The sequence below is a fragment of the Corynebacterium aurimucosum ATCC 700975 genome, from assembly GCF_000022905.1.
GTDB classification, from domain to species: domain Bacteria; phylum Actinomycetota; class Actinomycetes; order Mycobacteriales; family Mycobacteriaceae; genus Corynebacterium; species Corynebacterium aurimucosum_F.
Map to the genome: position 1 here is coordinate 526,216 of NC_012590.1, position 18,462 is coordinate 544,677.

Below are 18,462 nucleotides of genomic sequence, written 5' to 3' on the forward strand. Positions count from 1 at the left end.
TCATAATGGGAACCATGAATCAAACAGGTGTTCGTATGGTGGGTGGATCGCAGGCCGAGCAAATTGCGGTCCTGCGCGCCCAGATTCAACGCCTGGAAACCCCGGATGATTCTGCACAGGTACAGCCGGAAGCGGAGCTCCTCGGAGTCCCCGAAGGGCTATCTGAGCTGCTCCCGGGCGGTGGCCTTCCTCGCAAGCAGGCAACCGCCTGCGCGGAATGTGCTGCGCTCGTGGTGGAGCTGATATCCCATGTTAGCGCGGCGGGCGGACACGTCGGGGTGGTGGGCTGGTCAGATCTTTCACTCGCACAAGTGGCCGAGGAAGGTGATATCTCCCGGGTTATCACGGTGCCCGATCCAGGCGTAGAGCCCTGGGCGGTAACCGGCGTGCTGTGTGAGGGGCTGGACCTCGTCGTGCACAAGGGGACAGGCGAGCTGAGCCCCACCCGGGCGCGCCCCGTGCTGGCGAAAGTGCGGGCTGGGCAGGCAGCCCTGCTCACCGTGGGGACTCGGCTGCCGGCTACGGCTGTGGAGATAGGCGCGGAGGTCGTTGCGGTACATGGCTTGGGCCGGGGCAGCGGGCGGATTCGGGGAGTTGATATAGGGGTGCGGGTGGCGTCGGCAAGCATGCGCCCGCGTCGTGGAGTGCTCACGTGTGGGCAGCGGCCGGACACTCGCCCGCGCCTGGAGGTCGTGTGAGGGTCGCGGCGCTGTGGTTCCCGGATTGGCCTATCCAGGCGCTGCAGGACGCCGACAGGGCAGCGTGCGCTATCGCCGCCCAGCACCGCGTGGCGGTGTGCAACGCGGCGGCGCGCCGGGCGGGGGCGCGTCGCGGGATGCGGGTGCGCCAAGCCCAAGCCCTCCTGCCGGAGTTGCGCGTGGAGGAGGCCAACCCGGATCGGGACGGGGTGGTCTTCGCGGAGATCGCCGCGGGGCTGGATGCGGTGGCCTCCTCGGTGGAGGTGCTGCGTCCGGGCCTGGTCATCGTGGATGCGGGCGCGGCCGGGCGTTTCCACGGCAGTGAGGCAAAGGCGGTGGAGATGCTTGTCGACGCCACCGCCAGATCCCACCTCGACGCCACCGTCGGCGTCGCCGATGAGATTGCTACCGCGCTGATTGCCGCGCGGCACCGCAACCTGGGCGCGGTAGTTCCGGCGGGGCAATCGCGCGAATTTCTGGCTCAGCAGCCGGTGGGAGTATTGGCTGCGGAGGTGGCGCTGGGGTGTGCGGCGGACGTGGTGCACGCCTTGGAGCAGTTGGGCGTGCGCACTTTAGGGGAGCTAGCGAGCCTGCCGCTGCGCCAAGTTACCACCCGTTTCGGCGAGGCCGGGCGGCGGTGCCACGCGGTGGCCGCGGCCGCACCGGATAGGCGCGTGACGCCGGAGCTTGCACGCCCTGATTTGGGTGTGGAACAGGGTTTTGAGGAGCCTCTGGAACGCGTGGATGCTGCGGCTTTTGCCGCGCGCCAGCTCGCGGCGCGGCTACACGGCGCTCTCGAGGAGGCCGGCGTGGTGTGCCTGCGGCTGCGCGTTGCCGCGGAGTTCGAGGGCGGCGAGCGCCTGGAGCGGATTTGGCGTACCCAGAAAGCGCTCAGCGAGGCCGCCACGGCGGACCGCGTGCGCTGGCAGCTCGATGGCTGGCTGAGTGCTGCGCGGGCGGGGAGTGCGCCGGGTGAGGGAGGGGGCATCGTCAAGCTGGCGTTGGAGCCAGTGGAGGTTGCCCCGCCGGGGGATGGGCTCCTGTGGGGTGCGGGCGAATCCGCCGAGCAGGCCAAGCGCGTCATCGCGCGCGTGCAATCCCAGCTGGGGGTGGACCGCGTGCTGCAGCCCCGCCCGGCGGCCGGGCGCGGGGTGGCCGAGCGCATCGAGTACGTCCCCTATGGTGAGCAGCGTGATCCGCAGCCGGAAGGCACGTGGCCGGGGCGCATCCCAGCGCCGCTCCCGGCGAGCCTGGCGCACCCAGCCGCGCGGATTCGGCTTATCGACTCCTCCTCGAAGGACATCATCGTCACCGCCGAGGCCCTCCTCTCCGGGGAGCCAGCAGGCCTGGGGTGGGGGCGCCACCGCTACCGGGTGACCGGTTGGGCCGGCCCGTGGCCCGTGGACTCTGAGTGGTGGGAAGCAGGTGCGGCGCAGCGCTGCGCGCGTCTGCAAGTCGTCGGAGAAAACGACAAAGGCCAGCGCGCCTGGCTCCTCGTGTGGGCAGGCGGGCGCTGGTCAGTGGAGGCAACCTATGCCTGAACTGCTTAGTTCAGGATGTCGATGACCAGGCGCGTCGGCGCCCTGAGCACCTGAACCGAATACGGGTGGCGCTCATTAAGCCCGATAACGAACTGCGAGCGAGCCTCGAAGGTACCGCTGCTGACCACCTGGGTCACCAGCCCGCCGGCACCCTTTATAGTGCCGATGTTTGGGTCTTCCATGTCGAGTTGGAAGGGATAAGCGGTGCCGTCGATGCTGACGTCGAGCGCGGTGGAACCTTCATAAGCAATCGGGTTGCCGGAGCCCTGCTGGGCGGGGGCATCGGTGTAATCAATGAACCAGCCCGGTGAACCGTCCCCGACAAACTCGAAGACCACGCGGTCAAAACCTTCATGCTTGCCCACGCGGACATCGGTCACCACCAGCTCCGAGGGGGCCGGTGGGCGGAGGGTTTTCATCTCTAGGTTGGCGTCGCCCAGCGGGGTCAGCCCAGCCGGTGCGGCGGGGGAGGGGGCAGTGGGAGTAACGGTAGCCGTGGAGGTGGAGGCGCCGGACAGGGTGGCGTCGAGAGTCTTCGTGGGGCCGTCGGAGCTGCCGTCCGGGGAGGAAGACGGAGCGCATCCCTGAAGCGCGAGCGCACCCGAGACAACGAGTGCGGCCACTGGGGCGGCTGTGCGCAAGAGGTTATGTTTCGGCATGACTTCGAGCGTAGTGGCACTTCGGGGAATTATATGCATCGCGCTAAGCATCGTAACCACATTGTTGTGAAGCAAGTGATGCCAGTTAAGATGGCGCCATGACCTTCTGCTCTGACGTCCAGGTCGAGCCCCTGGCCGGTACCGCTAAACAAGAATCCGTGTACGTCCTTTTTGAGTGGCCCATGGCGTGGTCTCGCGACGTGCTTGACGGACGTACCTTTGGCCCCGGCTTGACTGCGAAGCTCAAGGCCAAGCTCAAAGGCGTGGCGGGCCTGCAGCTCATTCGCCGCCCCGGGCGCGCCGGGCATGAGCGGGGGACGGGGCACTTCCGCTGTTTCGTTGTGTGGGCACGCGAGGGCTTAGTGCAGGATTACGTCCTGAACGGCCCGGAGGACATCCTCGATCTGGATCTTGAGCACCCCACTGGCACGTGCCTGCCGCTGGTGCTCGTGTGCACCCACGCCAAGCGCGATGCCTGCTGCGCAATCAAGGGCCGTCCGCTTGCTGCCTCCCTGGCATGCGAATTTGAGGAGACCGTGTGGGAAACCTCCCACACCAAAGGCCACCGCTTCGCGCCGTCGGTGCTGCTGATGCCCTGGGGATATTCCTTCGGTCGCCTCAACGTGGACGCCGGCCGCGAGCTCGTGGGCAAGGCGCTGCACGGCGAGTATTTCTACCCCGCCAACCGTGGTTCCGGCCTCACCACGCCTCAAGGTCAGGTGGCGGAGCTTGCGGTAGCACGCCAGCTTCTCGACGCCTCCGAGACCCTCCACTACGGCGACCTCACCGTCGACGCGGTGGACGCCGCGAGAAATGGCGTCGTTGTGCGACACCGCGACGGCCGCGCATGGGACGTAGAGCTCGAAGAAAAAGAGGCCTCCGGCATCGTCTCCTCCTGCGGAGACGAGCCGAAGACCTCGTCCTACTTTGCCGCGCGTCGCGTCCGTATCCTACGCGCCGCGTCGCAGGACGCGGCGCGCGGCTAGCGGCGCATAATCTTGGCCGAGAGCCAGTTGCCGAAGAACTGCGCTGCCTGCACCAGCACGATGATGATAAGCGTAGCCACCACGGTGACCTCCCATTCGAAGGCGCGGTAGCCGTAGACGATGGCGAAGTCACCCAGACCGCCGCCGCCGACGTAGCCCGCCATCGCGGACATATCGACGATGCCGATGAACAGGAAGGTGTAGCCCAGCACCAGCGGGCCCAGCGCCTCCGGAATGATGACCGTGGTGATGATTTTCCACGGCGAAGCGCCCATCGCGCGGGCCGCCTCAATCACGCCCGGATCCAGCGCTACGAGATTCTGCTCCACGATGCGCGCCACCGCGAACGTGGCCGCAATAACCATGACGAACGTGGCCGGCTCACGGCCGATGGAGCTGCCCAGCACCGCCACCGTCAGCGGCTGCACAAAGGCCAGCAAGATAATGAACGGAATCGGGCGAACAAAGTTCACCAGGATATTGATGACGAAGTGGATGGGCTTGTTCTGCAGGATGCCACCCGGGCGCGTGGTGTAGAGCAGGATGCCCAGCACGAGGCCGATGATGCCGGCGAGCACCAGGGTGGTGGCGACCATGATGAGGGTGTCCTTGATGGCGTCGACAAGCGTGCTGCCCAGTCGATCCCAATTGGCCTGCGCGAGGTAGGTGACGTTCATCGTTGGATCTCCTCAATATCGGTGGTGCGTTGCATGTGTGCGTAGAAATCTTCGATGGCCGCATCCGGGCCGTTGAGGCGCACGGTGATCTTGCCAAAGGAGTGCTTCTGCAAGGTGGTGATGCCGCCGTGGACTACGGCGATGGACACGCCCTTGTCCGCGAGCTTGCCGGCGGCGCCGAAGAAGCCCGACTTTTCAGTCAGGTTGATGGTGAACAGACGGCCCTCGTGGGCCAGCAGGTCATCGGCCTCAACGACGTCCGGGGTGTTGCGCAGCGAGGTGGCCACGAACTTCTCCGCCACCTTGGTCTGCGGATTGGAAAAGACCTCGTAGACGCTGCCGGCCTCGATGACGCGGCCGCTTTCCATGACGGCCACCTTGTCGGCGATGGAGCGCACGACGTCCATCTCGTGGGTAATCACCACGATGGTGATGCCGAGGTCGCGGTTGACCTTGCGCAGCAGGTCGAGCACCTCGTGGGTGGTGGTGGGGTCGAGCGCCGAGGTGGCCTCGTCCGCCAGCAGCAGGGAAGGGTTATTAGCCAGGGCGCGGGCGATGCCCACGCGCTGCTTCTGGCCGCCAGAGAGCTGCTCCGGGTAGTTATCGCCCTTGTCCGCCAGACCGACGAACTCCAACAGTTCCTGGACGCGCTTCTTACGCTCTTGCTTGTCGACGCCCTGCAGCTTCAGCGGGTACTCAATATTGCCCGCCGCGGTGCGCGAGGACATGAGGTTGAACTGCTGGAAGATCATGCCGATGTTGCGGCGGATGCCGCGGAGCTTGGACTCGGGGAGGGGGACGACGTCGGTGCCGTCGAGAAGCAGCTGCCCTGAGGTCGGCTTGTCCAGACCGTTGATCATGCGCACCAGCGTGGACTTGCCTGCGCCGGAGAAGCCGATGATGCCGATGATCTCACCGGGCTCGACGGTTAGAGAGACATCATCAAGCGCTGTCGTGGTGGTTTTCTTGTTCTTAAAGACTTTGGTGATATTGCGGAATTCAATCCGGGTGCCCCGGTGGGCGCCTTGTTGTTCAGTCACGTGGTTTTCCTTTGTACGTGTCCGTGTAGTGAGTGAGGAGGGAGTAACGGGCAAAATCCCCCGGGTCACGCAAACGAGCGTGAGCGCGGGGGAGAATGGAGATTCGCTTAGCTAGAGGAGGCTTCCTCTTCCAGCCGCTCCAGAATCTCCTGAAGCTCTGCCTGTGGTTTATCCACAAAGATAGTGGTGCCACCCGTGGTGTCTTGTACCGCGGCCTTCACCTCATCGGAGAGGTAGAGTTCAGCCAGCTTCTTGACCTTCTCGTTGTCCTTGTCCTTTTCCTGCACAGCCCACACGTTGACGTAAGGGTCGAACAGGATCTTCGGGTCGGCGTTGGGGTTTTCCGGGTCGTCGTAAAGCACGGCGTCGGCCGGGTTGATACCCGCACGCTTGAAGAAGGAGTTGGTGATGATGGCGGGCTTGCCCTCGCCGAAGGCGGACGGGGTCTGGGAAGCAGCGACCGGGGTGATGCTCACCTTGGATGCGGCCTCGTCGATGTCGGCGGGGTCCGGGGTGAGCTTGCCCTCTTCCTTGAGCACCAGCAAACCGTTGGCAGCTAGCAGGTTGATGGCGCGGCCCTGGTTGGTGGCGTCGTTGGGGATGGCGATGTCCTGGCCCTCAATGCCGTCGATGCTGTCGTGGCCCTTCCAGAACAGCGGCATGGGGTAGACCTGCGTGGAGGCCACCGGAACGAGGTTCGTGCCGTTGCCCACGTTGTACTCAGCGAGGAACTTCAGGTGCTGGAACTTGTTGGTATCCGTGCTGCCCTCAGCCAGGGACTGGTTGGGGGTGGCATAGTCGGTGAAGCTCTTCATCTCGATCTCGATGCCTTCCTTGGCAGCGAGCTCTTTGAGTACGCCCCACTCCGGAAGCTCGGCGTCGGTGGTGCCGACGATGATGGGATCCTCGGCGGTGCCGGCGGCGAAATCGGAGCTTGCAGACGAGCAGGCGACCAAGCTGGTAGCAGCAACCAAGCTAGCGGCGGCGGCTGCTACGAGGCGGCGGATGCGCATGATTCGTCCTTTACTAGTTAGTCAGTGGTGGGATTGTGCTTAGACCTGCTCTTCGAGGCGCTCCAGGATCTCCTGGAGCTCCTCCTGGGAGCGGTCGACGGCCACGGCGGTGTCGCCGGAGGACTTCAGAACGGCGTCGGTGACCTTCTGGTCCTTCCACAGCTCGGCCAGTTCGTGGAGGGTCTCGTTATCGGCGTCGTCGGCACGCACAGCCCAGACGTTGATGTAGGGCTCGGCCTCGGTGGAGTCCGGGTCATCCTGAGCGACGGCAGACTGCGGGTCAATGCCAGCGCGCTCGAGGAAGGAGTTGTTGATGACGGCCGGCTTGCCCTCGCCGTACGCGGCCGGGGTCTGGGCAGCGTCCACCGGGGTGACCTTGACCTTGGACTTCTTTTCATCGATGTCCAGCGGGGTGGGGGTCAGCGGGCTGCCTTCCTTGAGGGTGACCAGGCCTTCCTGAACCAGCAGGCCGATGGCGCGGCCCTGGTTGGTGGAGTCATTCGGGATGGCGACTTCCTGGCCTTCGATGTCAGCGAGGTCCTTGTGGTCCTTCCAGTAGATGGCCAGCGGGTAGATTTCGGTGGCGGCCAGCGGGACGAGGTCGGTGCCGTTGCCCTTGTTGTACTCAGCCAGGAACTTCAGGTGCTGGAACTTGTTCGTCGTTAGCTTGCCCTGGTCCAGAGCCTGGTTCGGAGTGTTGTAATCGGAGAAATTCTCCAGCTTGACGTCGAAGCCAGCTTCCTTGGCCAGGTCCTGGAAGACGGCCCACTCTTCCATGTTGGCGTCGGTGGTGCCGATGGTGATGGTGGAGTCCTTGGTGATGGCTTCGCCGGAGTTCTCGGACTCGGCGGAGTCCGAGGAATCGGAGGAGCAAGCAACCAGGCCGGTTGCGGCGATGACGGCTGCCGAGGTGGCAGCAAGTACGCGACGGATGCTCATGGTGGGTTCCTAGTGTCCCTTCTTGGTTTGTGCGGCAAGTCGTGTCACCGCAGGAGTGTTCACTGCAGGAAAAACTAGCAACGATTGAACCGCTTTGTCTATCCGAGTATTTGTTCAACGAAAACCTTGACTGGAATACATGTTCGAATATAGTGTGTGGAGCTATGAGATTCAATGGGGGTGAGGCGCTGCCGTGGTCCCGGGTGGAGAGGATTCTCTCTGGCCGTCCAGGGCCCGTTCCGGTGTCGGTGGATCACCTGCCGCAGGCCACGGACGCGCCGAAGGTGGGGCATTCCGCCGTGCCTTTCGCCGAGCTGCACGCGGTGAGCTCCTATAGTTTCCTGCGCGGCGCCTCCGAGCCGGAGGAGCTCGTGGCGCGCGCCGTCGATCTGGGACTGTGGGGGATTGCGCTGGTAGATCGGGATGGATTCTATGGCCTTATGAAGTTTGCGGAGGCCGCCGCCAAGGTGGGGCTGCCCGCCGTCTTCGGCGCGGAGCTCAGTCTTGACCCGGCCCCGCTGACGGTCTTGGCGCGCACCCCGGAGGGCTACCGGCGGCTATCCCGGCTCATCTCCCGCGCACACATGGAGGCGGGAGAGAAGGGGGTCGTGTCCTATCCTTCCCTGGCGGAGATTGGTGCGCAGTTGCAGGATGAGTGTCTCTTCCTGGTGGGCTGGGAGTGGGTGGAGCATTTCGATCTTCTGGTCGATGGAATAAAAATAGACAGCATGGTTCTGGAGTACGCATGTACCCAGCTCCCGGAGGATGCCGACCACCACCTACTGATGGATTCCTTGCCGGTTCCGCGCGCCATCGCCACTGCCCGCCCAGCTGCCGCGGCACGGGAACACGCGCGGCTAGCCGGCGCCAAACAGGCCTTGTCCAGACGCCTCGCGCTTGCCGACGCCTCCCCCAACTCCCACCCCATGGGCTCGTCCTGGCTGCGCTCCGGGGAACAGATGGCGCGCTTGCTGCCTGAGCGCCCCGAGCTTATTGCGGAGACCGTCCGCGTCCTCGAGGAATGCAGCTTCACCTGGGAAGCGCTGGCCCCGAACCTGCCTGATTTCGACGTGCCGGAGGGGCATACCGAGATGTCCTGGCTAGAGCATCTCACCTTCGAGCGAGCAGCAGCGCGCTATGCCACGCGGCCTAAGGAAATTCGGGAACGGGCGTGGGAGCAGATGCGGTATGAGCTGGGCGTCGTCAAGCAGCTGGGCTTTCCCGGCTACTTCCTCATCGTGTGTGATCTCGTGGACTTTTGTAAACGGGAGAATATCCTGTGCCAGGGGCGCGGTTCGGCGGCGAATTCGGCGGTGTGCTTCGCGCTGGGGATTACGAATGCGGAGCCGATTTCCGCGGGTCTTCTCTTTGAGCGTTTCCTTTCCCCGGACCGCGATGGACCGCCGGATATCGACATCGATATTGAATCCGGGCGGCGCGAGGAGGTTATCCAGTACGTCTACGCCAAGCACGGCCGCGAGCGCGCCGCGCAGGTGGCCAACGTGATTACGTACCGCCGCAAAGGGGCGCTGCGGGATGCCGCCCGCGCGTTGGGCTACCCGCAGGGCTCGGCCGATGCCTGGTCGAAGGGCATTGCGCCCGCGCCTTCGGACGTTGAATCCTTGGCCGATCAGTTCCTGGGCCAGCCGCGCCACCTGGGCATTCACTCCGGCGGCATGGTGCTGTGTGATCGACCGATTGCGGATGTTGTGCCCGTGGAATGGGCGCGCATGGAGAATCGTTCGGTGCTGCAGTGGGATAAGGATGATTGCGCGGCGGCCGGGCTGGTGAAGTTCGACCTGCTGGGCCTGGGCATGCTCGAAGCCCTGCACCACATGATGGACTTGGTGGAGGAGAGCACTGGCCGGATGGTCAACTTATGGGAGCTGGACCTGGCGGACTCGGAAGTCTATGACATGCTCTGCCGCGCGGATGCGGTGGGCGTGTTTCAGGTGGAATCGCGCGCGCAGCTGAGCACGCTGCCGAGGCTCAAGCCGCGGGTCTTCTTCGACCTCGTCGTGGAGGTGGCACTCATCCGGCCGGGTCCTATTCAGGGCGGGTCGGTGCACCCTTACCTGCGCCGCCGCGATGGCAAGGAGCCAGTGACCTATGACCATCCGGTGTTAGAAAAGTCCTTGGGCAAGACACTGGGAATTCCGCTCTTTCAGGAGCAGCTCATGCAGATTGCGGTCGATGCCGCCGGATTCAGCGGTGCGGAGGCGGATGACCTGCGGCGCGCGATGGGCTCGAAGCGCTCGCCGGCCAAGATGGCAGCGCTCAAGCAGCGCTTTTATGAGGGCTTGGAGGAAACCAACGGGATTGTCGGGGAAGTGGCGGATAAGTTGTGGGCCAAGATTGTGGCTTTCGCCGCGTATGGCTTCCCGGAGTCACACTCGCAGTCTTTTGCCTCCTTGGTGTACTTTTCTGCGTGGTTTAAGCGCTATTACCCGGCGCAGTTTTGCGTGGGCTTGTTGCGTGCGCAGCCGATGGGTTTCTACTCGCCGCAGTCGCTTATTCAGGACGCGCGCCGCCACGGTGTGGAGGTGCTGCCGGTTAGCGTCAACGAATCGGGCCGCGAAGCGCGCGTGGTGGTGGGCGCGGACGGCCAGACTCGCATCCGTCTGGGCCTGAACCTCATCAAAGGCCTAGGTGATAAGGCCGCCGACCGCATTGAAGCGGCCGCGCCGTTTGCCGGCGTCCCCGATCTCTCCCGCCGCGCCGACCTCACCGTCGATCATGTGGAGGCCCTCGCCGTGGCGGGAGCCTTGGATGTCTTTGGGGTGGATCGCCGCCAAGCGCTGTGGCAGGCAGGTGTGGCCGCAACAGAACGGGCGGGAATGCTGCCGGGGCTTTCTGCGATCGAGGCGCCGTTTTTGCCGGGGATGAGTGCCTTTGAGCTCATGGCCGCAGACGTGGCGAGCACCGGCGTGACCCACAACCAACAGCCGATGGAGCAGGTCCGCGGGGAATTGCAGTCCCGCGGAATCTTGGCGGCGGCGGATTTGCCGGGCGTGGAGGATGGCACCCGCGTGCGCATCGCCGGGGTGGTCACGCACCGCCAGCGCCCGCAGACCGCGGGCGGAGTGGTCTTCTTTGGTTTGGAGGATGAGACTGGGTTAATGAACGTGATGGTCTCGCCCGGCCTGTGGGCCCGGGATAAGGTCACCGCGCGGACGGCACCCGCGCTCATCGTGCGCGGCATCGTACAGAACGCCTCCGGGGCGGTCACGGTTGCCGCGGACCAGCTGGAGCCACTGGCATTCGGTGAGGCGCTCTCGCGCGGCTCGCGGGATTTCCGCTAAGCGGCTTATTCTTTCGAGATGAGCTCGTCGCGGTTCATCTTTCCTGCCAGGGAACGCGCCACAGAGAAGGGCACCCACACTATGAGTAGGAGGATGATCTTGAGATAGAGCTGGGATACGAATGCTCCATCCATGATGGGCATGGCTCGGGCGCCCCAGGCAATGAGACCGGTCACCGGCAGCAGGATGACGAGTGCCGTGAGCGAGAATTTGAGACCGTCGTCGCGGGCCTCAAGGTGCTGCTGCATCTGGTACTCATCAAGTTCCGTTCCGGGTAGGTCTGCCGCGTTGATAGTGGTACGCAGGCGAGCGGTCATCAACGCGCACAGCAAAGTTCCAAGGGCGGCCACCATGAGTGAGGTAAAGGCGCTCCAGAACTGCAGGGGGATGGAAGCGATGATGAGGGCGGTGGACAGGTCGGCCAGGGTGCTGTAGCGCTTGCGGGTCTTAACGGAATCGGGAATAGGGGCGGACATGAGTGGCTTATCCCTTTCGGTAGATCTCGGAGGACATGGGGGTGAATTCGTTCCGGGAGAACACGGCTTCCACGGGTAGGTCAAAGACCTCGCAGATATTGAAGGCGAGATCCAGGCTGGGGGAGTGGTCGCCGCGCTCGAGGGCGCCGATGGTTTGGGGGTTGACCCCGATGGCGGCGGCAAGCTGTGCGCGCGTCATGTCCCGTTCAACGCGAAGCACGCGGACCCGGTTAAATAGTGGGCGAGTGGGCTTTTTCTTTGGGGACATGCACCACAGTGTTGTATAAACCCAACAACTTGTCAAGGGTTCATGTTAGTGTGTTGGCATGAACCCCGTATCCCCGTCACTCACTAAAGCCCGCTACATCACGAATTTGAGCTGGGACATTATCCTCGCCGCCCTGGCGGCCGCGGCGGCATATTTCTGGTGGGATTGGCTCTATTGGGTAGCCGGCGCGCTCGTTGCGTGGGCACTCTACGAACTGTGGCTCATCCCCGCGCAGGTGAAAAACCTGGGCTGGCAGGAAACCGCCGATGAATTACTGGTCACCCGCGGAAAAATCTGGCACACCTTCACCGTCGTGCCCTACGGCCGCATCCAGTTCGTCGACGTCACCGCCGGCCCCGTCGAGCGGGCGATGGGGCTGAAAAAGGTGAAACTGCACACGGCGTCGCCCAGCAGCGACGCCACCATCCCCGGCCTCCTTGCTGCCGACGCCGACGCCCTGCGCGAGCGCCTCGCCGTCAAGGCCCGCGAGAGGATGAGCGGGCTGTGAAGGACCGCGCGCTTATCGACGCCGACGGCTACACCCGCGTCCACCGCCTCACCCCGCTGTTGCGTTTTTGGTCGCTGATTCTGGCGCTGGTGGCCGTTCTCGCGGTGAACGTCAACGCTTCCATGGTGTCGGACGTCCTGTCTTACGTGCAGGGTGGGCACTTGGGCGAGGTCGGCCGCGGCACCCTGCTGGGCATCGGTGCCTTCGTGCTGGTGTGCACGGTGATTTGGCTCGTCTCCGGAATTTGGTGGCGCAAGCTGGGCTACAAGCTCACCGAGGATGAAATCGCGCTGCGCCACGGCGTCATCTCAACGTCCTTCCGCTCCGCGCGCTACGAGCGCATTCAGGCGGTGGATGTCGTGGAATCCATCATTGCGCGCCTGCTGGGCCTAGCGGCGGTCCGGGTGGAAACGGCTGGCGGTTCCTCGTCGGTGATCAAGATTGAGTACCTGTCCAAGGCGAAAGCAGAAGAGCTGCGCGCGGAGCTGCTGCGGCGCACAAATAAGGGGTCTGCCAGTGAGCCAGCGCCGGAAACTCCCGCCGCCTTGATCCCGGAGATTCCCATCCTGCGCACGATTGCCGCTGAGGCTTTGCGCCTGCCCACGTTGGTTACCGCACTCGTCATCGGCGGCCTGCTCTTCCTCCCCGGGATGTGGACCGCGCTGCTGCCTATCATCGTGGGCTTCGTGGGGCGGGTGTGGAGTCTGGTGGATTCCTCGTGGACGTTCACCGCGCTTCACGACGCCCCCGCCAACGCCCTCAACGTCTCCTACGGTCTTGCCGACCGCCGCCGCCAAACCATCCGCATCAGCCGCATCCACGGCGTGCGGGTGAGCCAGCCTTTTCTGTGGAGGCGCTTCGGCTGGTACGAGGTGCACGTCTCGGTGGCCGGATATGGCGCGAAGGGCGGCGGCAAGCAGTCAGGTTCCACGCGCATCCTGCCGGTGGGCACCCGCGAGCAGGCGCTGGAGTTGCTAGCCCTCATCTCCGATCTAGACCGCGCGCAGATTGAGGACTATGCGCGCCCCGAAGGCCACACCCAGCCCACCTATACCTCCCCGCGCCGGGCCACCTGGGTCAGTCCCGTCGACCGCAAACAGCAGTCGGTGACGCTCGTGGATTCCCCGCTTCCCGTGACCATCGTGCACCGCGGCCGCATCAACCGCCGCGTCATGGTGATTGGCACCCCGCACATCCAAGAGCTCACTCTCAAGGTGGGGCCGTTGGGTCACCTCGCGGGTGTGCGCACCGTGCGCTTCGACCTTGTGGCGGGCCCAGTCAAGATGGCCGGCCAGGACCTCACGCCTGCCGACGCCTCCGAACTCCTCACCCGCTTGCGCTCCCGCCGCCTCCCTGCCCTCGAGTCTGCGCCAGCTCCTAGCGGCGACGAAGCTTAAGCAGCACCGGTCCGCGGGTGCTGCTGGGGCCGGCACACGCCGAGGCCGCCGAACAGGACCCGCATCCGCCCGCGGGGCAGGAGCCGAGCGGCTCCATATCGAGTACCCCGCTGGCGGTGAGGTGATCCAGGATGACATCGACCGTGCCGGGCTCCAGCCCGGTCTGCGCCGCGATGGCTACGCGCGAGCGCACGCCGGATTCGATGGCTTGCTGCACGGCGTGAATGGGCGAGGCGGACACTAGATAAACACCCTCAGAATCTGGAAGGCCGCCACTGCCAGCACCCACGCGGTGGCCAGCTGAATGCCGAAACCGAAGAGCGTCCAGCGCCAGCCAATCTCGCGGCGCTGCGCGGCAATCGTGGCCACGCACGGAGTGTAGGCCAGCAGGAAGAGCATGTAGGCCCACACCGCGGCGAGGGGATGGCCACCGGAGGCGCGGTCGAAATCTTGACGCACGCGGTCACTGAGCGCGCTATGGGATTGCTCCTCCGCGGAGGCGTCGGTGACGTCGTCGACGGCGTAGGTCTGCGCCCACGTCGAAATCAGCGCCTCCTTGGCCACGAAACCCGTGACCAGCGGGCCGGCCAGGGACCACGAGTCGAAACCAGCCGGAGCAAAGGCCGGGGCAATGGTGCGCGAGACCGCGCCGTAGGCGGAATCCTCCGGTGCTGGTGGCTCGCCCAAGGTAGTCTCGTGCACCGCGGCCCCAACCGGGATGGCCATGAGCAGCCACACCACGACCACCGTGCTCACGATGATGCCACCGGCGGTCTGCAGGAAGCCCTTCAACCGCGTCCACATCACGCTCAGCGCTAGGCGCGCGGTGGGCAGCTGGTACGTTGGCAAGTCAATAACCAGCGCTTCCTCAGGCACCGCGCGCCACAGCGTCTTTCGCAGCGCCAAGCCAACGAGCACTAGCAGCGCGATGGAAATGACGTACATGATGAACACCACGCTGCCGGCGTGCTCCGGGAAGAACGTGGCCGAAAGCATAACGAAGACCACCAAGCGCGCCGAGCACGAGGTAAACGGAATGAGCAGCGCGGTCATGATGCGATGCCGCGGGCTGCCGAGCACGCGCGTGGCCGAGATCGCCGGCACGTTGCAGCCAAAGCCCACCACGATGGGGATGAAGGCCTTGCCCGGCAGTCCGATGGCCCGCATAAGGCGATCCGTGACCACCGCCGCACGCGCCATGTAGCCGGAATCCTCCAACACCGCCAAGCACAAGAACATCAGCGCCATGAGCGGGGCGAAGGTGAGGACCATGCCGACGCCGCCGATGAGGCCGTCGACAAGCAAGCCCGTAATGAGGGGGTGACCTAAGCCGATGGCCCCGAGCCCCGCCCGCGCCCAGTCGCTCAAGGGTCCGGAGATCAGCGTTTCCAAACCGTCCTGGAGGGGAGCGGCCACCGTGGTGGTGATTTGGAAGACCAGCCACATCACGGCCAGGAACAGCAGCGGCCCCACCACTGGGTGGAGGGCCACCGCGTCGAGGCGGTGGGAGAGTGGCGTGGCGTGCTCGACCTCGCTCACCGAGGCCTTCGCCGCCGCATCTAGCTCCGCGAAGCGGCCCTCCAGGCCGGTGTCCTCGCGCAGCCGTACCGGCTCAGCCACCAGAGAATCAACAACAACTTCTCGCAGCTTCTCGACGCCCTCCCGCTTACGCCCATCAACCACCACCACTGGGATGGAAGTGGCCTCAGCGAGCGCAACGGGGTCCACCGTTTGGCCCTGGTTGAGGGCCACGTCGGTCTTCGTTAGCGCGATAATGAGGCGGTAGGGCTGCTCCGCCAACTGGAGGGCCACGTTGAGGCCGCGCGCGACGGCGCTGGCATCGACGACCACGACGACGGCGTCGGGGCGCTCATCATCGGGGCAATCGATGAGCATGGCGCGGGTGAGCGCCTCATCGGGGCTGAGCGGATCGAGCGAATAGGTGCCGGGAAAATCGATGAGATCGGCGGTAGATTCCCCCAGCTTCCAGGCGCCGCGGCTGACCTCAACCGTAGTTCCCGGCCAATTGCCGGTCTGCGCCTTCGCGCCGGTCAGAGCGTTAAAGAGCGTGGACTTTCCGGAGTTGGGGGATCCGACGAGCGCGATGATGGGTGCTCCGGCAGGGGCTACCGCGCCGCCCGGATCGCCGTGGCAGCTGGGTTTCGTGGTGGCCATGGTTTAGACCTCGATGGCTTGCAGCGTTGCCTTATCGATGGCGTAGCGGCAGCTGCCCACCGAGACAACGCGGGCGCCGCCGGCCACGCGCGGGCCCATAGTCAGCGTGGCGCCGGGGCGGATTCCTAGCTCGCCGAGGCGCACTGCCAGTGCGGCATCGCAGGTGCAGGAAATGCACTCGGCTCTCAGGGTGATGGTGCATCCCACGGGGATAGCGTCGGCGGTTTGTCGCGGGCACTCAGATAACTTCACGGTGAGCCCTCTTCCTTAAATAAGCACTACCGAATAAGCATTATCTTTATAGGGTACCCTTAGTAAATATAGGTCCGTCTAGGTTTTGTGGCTATCTCTTAGGTGATCCTCACCACGCGGCGCAGTTGCACCGCGGATTAAGCGAGTGGATTGGTCCAGCTGCTCACCTGGCGCAGCCTCTGGCGATTCTTCAGTCGCGATTGGCCCAGCTTGCGGGACATGCGGTCCAGAATCTGGATGGCTTCCGTGATGTGCGGGCCCTTGTTGAGCATGACGCACTCCGCGCGCAGCGCATAGCCGGCGTCCGTGATTTCCGCACGGGAGGGAAGCCCCGTCTTGGCCAGAGTCTCCAGCACCTGCGTGGCCATGATGACCGGGATGTGGGCCGCCTCCGCGACCTTCATGATGCGCCCCGGCACCTGGACCATCTGCTCAAACCCCAATTCCACAGCCAAGTCACCGCGCGCAATCATGATGCCGAACTTGGCATGCCGCATGCCTTCCAGCAGCACACTTCCCAGCTGCTCATAAGCCGGAACCGTCTCAATCTTGAGCACGATGCCGAGGTCACGCACGCGCTGCGCCATCTCCTCTGATTCCTGCTCGGCGGCAATCTCCTCGAGCGTGTCATAGAGGAAGGCCACATCAGCCGGCGTGCGGATGAAGGAGACCGCCGCGATATCGCAGTGCGTGGCCACAAAACGCAGCGCTTCGATGTCTTCCTCGGTGAGACTGGGCAGCGGGACGTCGGTATCCGGCAAGTTGATTCCCTTATAGGCGGCCAGGTTGGTGCCGGTCGGTCCGGCATGCTCCACGGTGACGACGGCCTCGCGCGCCGCACCATTCTCCCGCACCTCGCGGACGCGGCCGGCGATGGCACCATCATCGAAAATCACCCGGTGGCCGACTTCGAGCGCACCGACCACCTCCGGCAGCGTGCACCCAATAGTGGTGACCTCACCCTCCACAATCCGCGCCGGCTCCGCAGACGTGCTGAGCACCAACTCCTCGCCGCGGTGCAGGCGAATCTTCTGCTCGAGAGCCGGCACCCCATGCACCCGAGTGATCTCCCCGCCGTGGTTGAGCACCGTCCCCTCGGCGAGGTAGCAGTTGCGCTCACCGTGCAGCACGGCCACGCCTACCTCTACGCTCTCCACCGTGAACACACGGGAGCGCCCGCGCGCCTCCGTGAAGCGCACCTCGCTGCCGGGGTACAGGCGCGCCAACCACTCACCATCCACCTCCAGCGCTACCGCTGGGCGGGCCGCGCTTGGCGACGCCTCCCCCGCCACCCCGTGGGCGCGGGTAGAGGAGGGGGCGTCGTGAAGCACGAGCGTTGCTGGGCTCAGCAGCTCGCCCGCAGCGGTGCGCTCGCCGCGCACGCGGATGACCTGCGGACCCGGCTCGATGCTGCCGGTGCGAACCTTGGGGCCGGCGATATCGCAGGAAATCAGGATCTCGCGCCCCACCTCCTCGGCGGCGCGGTGGACGTGCTCCACCATCTTCGCCCAGGCAGCCTGGTCATCGTGGGCGCAGTTGATGCGGGCTAATTCCATGCCCGCGCGGGCGAAGCCGAGGACCAACTCATAATCCTCCGCGGCCTCGGTGGGAAGGGTCACCATGATGCGCGCGTGGGTGTCCTCCTGGGTGGGGCCGAGGAGGGCTTCGGTGTTGGCGTCGAGGATATCGTCCGCGTCCGCATAGGCCGTGGCGATGGGCTGCACGGGGTAGGTCGGTGCCTGGCCATCGAAGGCGTCGAGCACGTTGCGCGCGGCGTGGAGGCGCTCCAGCACCGCGGGCTCCGGGTGGCTGAGACTCGTGGCGCCCAAGGCCGTGAGGCCTTCCTGGAGTTCGACGGCGTCCTGGGAGCGCAATTCCATATAGCGCACCAAGTTGACCGCTCCGGGGCGGTGGACGGGATCCACGCGCGCGATCTGCGCGGCGTGCGCGGCAGACGAAGCTTCGACGCGGGTAGTGAGGGAATCAAGAAGTGGGCGCAGGCTAGGCAAGGTGTCTCCTTCGGTGTGAAAGTCCACCCATATTGTGCCGCGACTTGTTAGACCGCGCCACGGAAGCCGAGCTGGCGCCAGGCCTCGTACACGGCCGTCGACGCTGCGTTGGATAGATTCATCGAGCGCCGCGCCGGCATCATGGGGATGCGCACGCGCTCCGTTACCCGCGGGTGGAAGGCGTGCTCCTCCGGCAGGCCCGTGGGCTCGGTGCCGAAAAGCAGGACATCACCCTCCTGGTATTCCACGTCGGTGAACCACTTTTCTGTGTGGGTGGTAAAGGCGAAAACACGCGCGTCGGGGAGGGCCTCCATGCAGGCGTCGAAGTCTTTGTGGATCTTGAGGTCTGCTAAGTCGTGGTAATCCAGGCCCGCGCGCTTAAGGTGCTTGTCCTCGAAATTGAAGCCGAGCGGCTCAATGAGGTGCAGGCTCGCGCCCGTGACGGCGGCGGTGCGGATGGCGTTGCCGGTGTTGGTAGGGATCACGGGGTTGTCGAAGACGATGTGCAAGCTGCTCATAGGC

General features: G+C 64.9%; 18 protein-coding genes. 6 read left to right on the plus strand and 12 right to left on the minus strand.

What is annotated here, in order from left to right; all coding sequences use genetic code 11:
• Positions 1-14 precede the first annotated feature (14 nt).
• A complete protein-coding gene (locus tag CAURI_RS02645; RefSeq protein WP_236660847.1) occupies positions 15-698 on the plus strand; it encodes a hypothetical protein in 684 nt (227 codons plus the stop codon).
• Entirely contained in the window at positions 695-2,239 is a 1,545-nt protein-coding gene (locus tag CAURI_RS02650; protein ID WP_012714856.1) for a DNA polymerase Y family protein, read from the plus strand. Before CAURI_RS02645 ends, CAURI_RS02650 begins: the two co-directional genes overlap by 4 nt.
• 5 nt (positions 2,240-2,244) lie before the next feature.
• Here CAURI_RS02650 and CAURI_RS02655 read toward each other — a convergent pair whose 3' ends face one another.
• Complete coding sequence (locus tag CAURI_RS02655; RefSeq protein ID WP_010189440.1) at positions 2,245-2,898, minus strand: AMIN-like domain-containing (lipo)protein; 654 nt, start codon at positions 2,896-2,898, stop codon at positions 2,245-2,247.
• A 98-nt stretch (positions 2,899-2,996) separates the two neighbouring features.
• On the opposite strand from CAURI_RS02655, the gene CAURI_RS02660 reads away from it, so the two are divergent.
• Entirely contained in the window at positions 2,997-3,884 is an 888-nt protein-coding gene (locus CAURI_RS02660) for a sucrase ferredoxin (RefSeq protein WP_012714858.1), read from the plus strand.
• On the opposite strand, the gene CAURI_RS02665 is transcribed toward CAURI_RS02660, so the two are convergent.
• From CAURI_RS02665 to CAURI_RS02680, 4 genes are all read right to left on the minus strand, one after another.
• Positions 3,881-4,561: a methionine ABC transporter permease gene (locus CAURI_RS02665; RefSeq protein WP_010189436.1), complete on the minus strand. Its 681-nt coding sequence runs from the start codon at positions 4,559-4,561 to the stop codon at positions 3,881-3,883. The two genes, CAURI_RS02660 and CAURI_RS02665, sit on opposite strands and share 4 nt — an antisense overlap.
• Entirely contained in the window at positions 4,558-5,601 is a 1,044-nt protein-coding gene (locus tag CAURI_RS02670) for a methionine ABC transporter ATP-binding protein (protein WP_010189435.1), read from the minus strand. The genes CAURI_RS02665 and CAURI_RS02670 overlap by 4 nt, the downstream gene beginning before the upstream one ends.
• 107 nt (positions 5,602-5,708) lie before the next feature.
• On the minus strand, positions 5,709-6,614 hold the full coding sequence (locus CAURI_RS02675) for a MetQ/NlpA family ABC transporter substrate-binding protein (protein WP_010189434.1): 906 nt from the start codon (positions 6,612-6,614) through the stop codon (positions 5,709-5,711).
• Positions 6,615-6,653: 39 nt separating this feature from the next.
• A complete protein-coding gene (locus tag CAURI_RS02680) occupies positions 6,654-7,553 on the minus strand; it encodes a MetQ/NlpA family ABC transporter substrate-binding protein (protein WP_010189433.1) in 900 nt (299 codons plus the stop codon).
• Between the two features lie 164 nt (positions 7,554-7,717).
• Here CAURI_RS02680 and CAURI_RS02685 point away from each other — a divergent pair, with 164 nt between their 5' ends.
• Positions 7,718-10,855, plus strand: a complete 3,138-nt coding sequence (locus CAURI_RS02685; protein WP_012714859.1) for an error-prone DNA polymerase — start codon at positions 7,718-7,720, stop codon at positions 10,853-10,855.
• 5 nt (positions 10,856-10,860) lie between these two features.
• Here CAURI_RS02685 and CAURI_RS02690 read toward each other — a convergent pair whose 3' ends face one another.
• Positions 10,861-11,331, minus strand: coding sequence for a hypothetical protein (locus CAURI_RS02690; protein WP_010189428.1), 471 nt, complete (start codon positions 11,329-11,331; stop codon positions 10,861-10,863).
• Positions 11,332-11,338: 7 nt separating this feature from the next.
• Positions 11,339-11,599, minus strand: coding sequence for a helix-turn-helix transcriptional regulator (locus CAURI_RS02695; RefSeq protein WP_029158947.1), 261 nt, complete (start codon positions 11,597-11,599; stop codon positions 11,339-11,341).
• Between the two features lie 58 nt (positions 11,600-11,657).
• On the opposite strand from CAURI_RS02695, the gene CAURI_RS02700 reads away from it, so the two are divergent.
• On the plus strand, positions 11,658-12,107 hold the full coding sequence (locus CAURI_RS02700; protein ID WP_010189426.1) for a PH domain-containing protein: 450 nt from the start codon (positions 11,658-11,660) through the stop codon (positions 12,105-12,107).
• A complete protein-coding gene (locus tag CAURI_RS02705) occupies positions 12,104-13,504 on the plus strand; it encodes a PH domain-containing protein (protein WP_010189424.1) in 1,401 nt (466 codons plus the stop codon). The genes CAURI_RS02700 and CAURI_RS02705 overlap by 4 nt, the downstream gene beginning before the upstream one ends.
• On the opposite strand, the gene CAURI_RS02710 is transcribed toward CAURI_RS02705, so the two are convergent.
• The 5 genes from CAURI_RS02710 to CAURI_RS02730 all read right to left on the minus strand — a co-directional run bounded on the left by CAURI_RS02710 (position 13,485) and on the right by CAURI_RS02730 (position 18,458).
• Positions 13,485-13,793 (minus strand): FeoC-like transcriptional regulator, encoded by a 309-nt coding sequence (locus CAURI_RS02710; protein ID WP_236660846.1) that lies wholly within the window; start codon positions 13,791-13,793, stop codon positions 13,485-13,487. The two genes, CAURI_RS02705 and CAURI_RS02710, sit on opposite strands and share 20 nt — an antisense overlap.
• Positions 13,745-15,679 (minus strand): ferrous iron transport protein B, encoded by a 1,935-nt coding sequence (gene feoB / locus CAURI_RS02715; RefSeq protein ID WP_010189421.1) that lies wholly within the window; start codon positions 15,677-15,679, stop codon positions 13,745-13,747. Before feoB ends, CAURI_RS02710 begins: the two co-directional genes overlap by 49 nt.
• Before the next feature lie 3 nt (positions 15,680-15,682).
• On the minus strand, positions 15,683-15,931 hold the full coding sequence (locus tag CAURI_RS02720) for a FeoA family protein (RefSeq protein ID WP_010189420.1): 249 nt from the start codon (positions 15,929-15,931) through the stop codon (positions 15,683-15,685).
• Between the two features lie 137 nt (positions 15,932-16,068).
• Positions 16,069-17,940: a pyruvate kinase gene (locus tag CAURI_RS02725; protein WP_010189419.1), complete on the minus strand. Its 1,872-nt coding sequence runs from the start codon at positions 17,938-17,940 to the stop codon at positions 16,069-16,071.
• Positions 17,941-17,987: 47 nt separating this feature from the next.
• A complete protein-coding gene (locus CAURI_RS02730; RefSeq protein WP_010189418.1) occupies positions 17,988-18,458 on the minus strand; it encodes a tRNA (cytidine(34)-2'-O)-methyltransferase in 471 nt (156 codons plus the stop codon).
• Positions 18,459-18,462: the final 4 nt, after the last annotated feature.

What these genes read in the sequence shown, in the direction of transcription:
- feoB (WP_010189421.1), bottom strand. Translation starts at nt 15,679, where the DNA reads ATGGCCACCACGAAACCCAGCTGCCACGGCGATCCGGGCGGCGCGGTA.
- CAURI_RS02645 (WP_236660847.1), top strand. Translation starts at nt 15, where the DNA reads ATGAATCAAACAGGTGTTCGTATGGTGGGTGGATCGCAGGCCGAGCAA.
- CAURI_RS02660 (WP_012714858.1), top strand. Translation starts at nt 2,997, where the DNA reads ATGACCTTCTGCTCTGACGTCCAGGTCGAGCCCCTGGCCGGTACCGCT.
- CAURI_RS02655 (WP_010189440.1), bottom strand. Translation starts at nt 2,898, where the DNA reads ATGCCGAAACATAACCTCTTGCGCACAGCCGCCCCAGTGGCCGCACTC.
- CAURI_RS02695 (WP_029158947.1), bottom strand. Translation starts at nt 11,599, where the DNA reads ATGTCCCCAAAGAAAAAGCCCACTCGCCCACTATTTAACCGGGTCCGC.
- CAURI_RS02685 (WP_012714859.1), top strand. Translation starts at nt 7,718, where the DNA reads ATGAGATTCAATGGGGGTGAGGCGCTGCCGTGGTCCCGGGTGGAGAGG.
- CAURI_RS02665 (WP_010189436.1), bottom strand. Translation starts at nt 4,561, where the DNA reads ATGAACGTCACCTACCTCGCGCAGGCCAATTGGGATCGACTGGGCAGC.
- CAURI_RS02700 (WP_010189426.1), top strand. Translation starts at nt 11,658, where the DNA reads ATGAACCCCGTATCCCCGTCACTCACTAAAGCCCGCTACATCACGAAT.
- CAURI_RS02680 (WP_010189433.1), bottom strand. Translation starts at nt 7,553, where the DNA reads ATGAGCATCCGTCGCGTACTTGCTGCCACCTCGGCAGCCGTCATCGCC.
- CAURI_RS02690 (WP_010189428.1), bottom strand. Translation starts at nt 11,331, where the DNA reads ATGTCCGCCCCTATTCCCGATTCCGTTAAGACCCGCAAGCGCTACAGC.
- CAURI_RS02730 (WP_010189418.1), bottom strand. Translation starts at nt 18,458, where the DNA reads ATGAGCAGCTTGCACATCGTCTTCGACAACCCCGTGATCCCTACCAAC.
- CAURI_RS02675 (WP_010189434.1), bottom strand. Translation starts at nt 6,614, where the DNA reads ATGCGCATCCGCCGCCTCGTAGCAGCCGCCGCCGCTAGCTTGGTTGCT.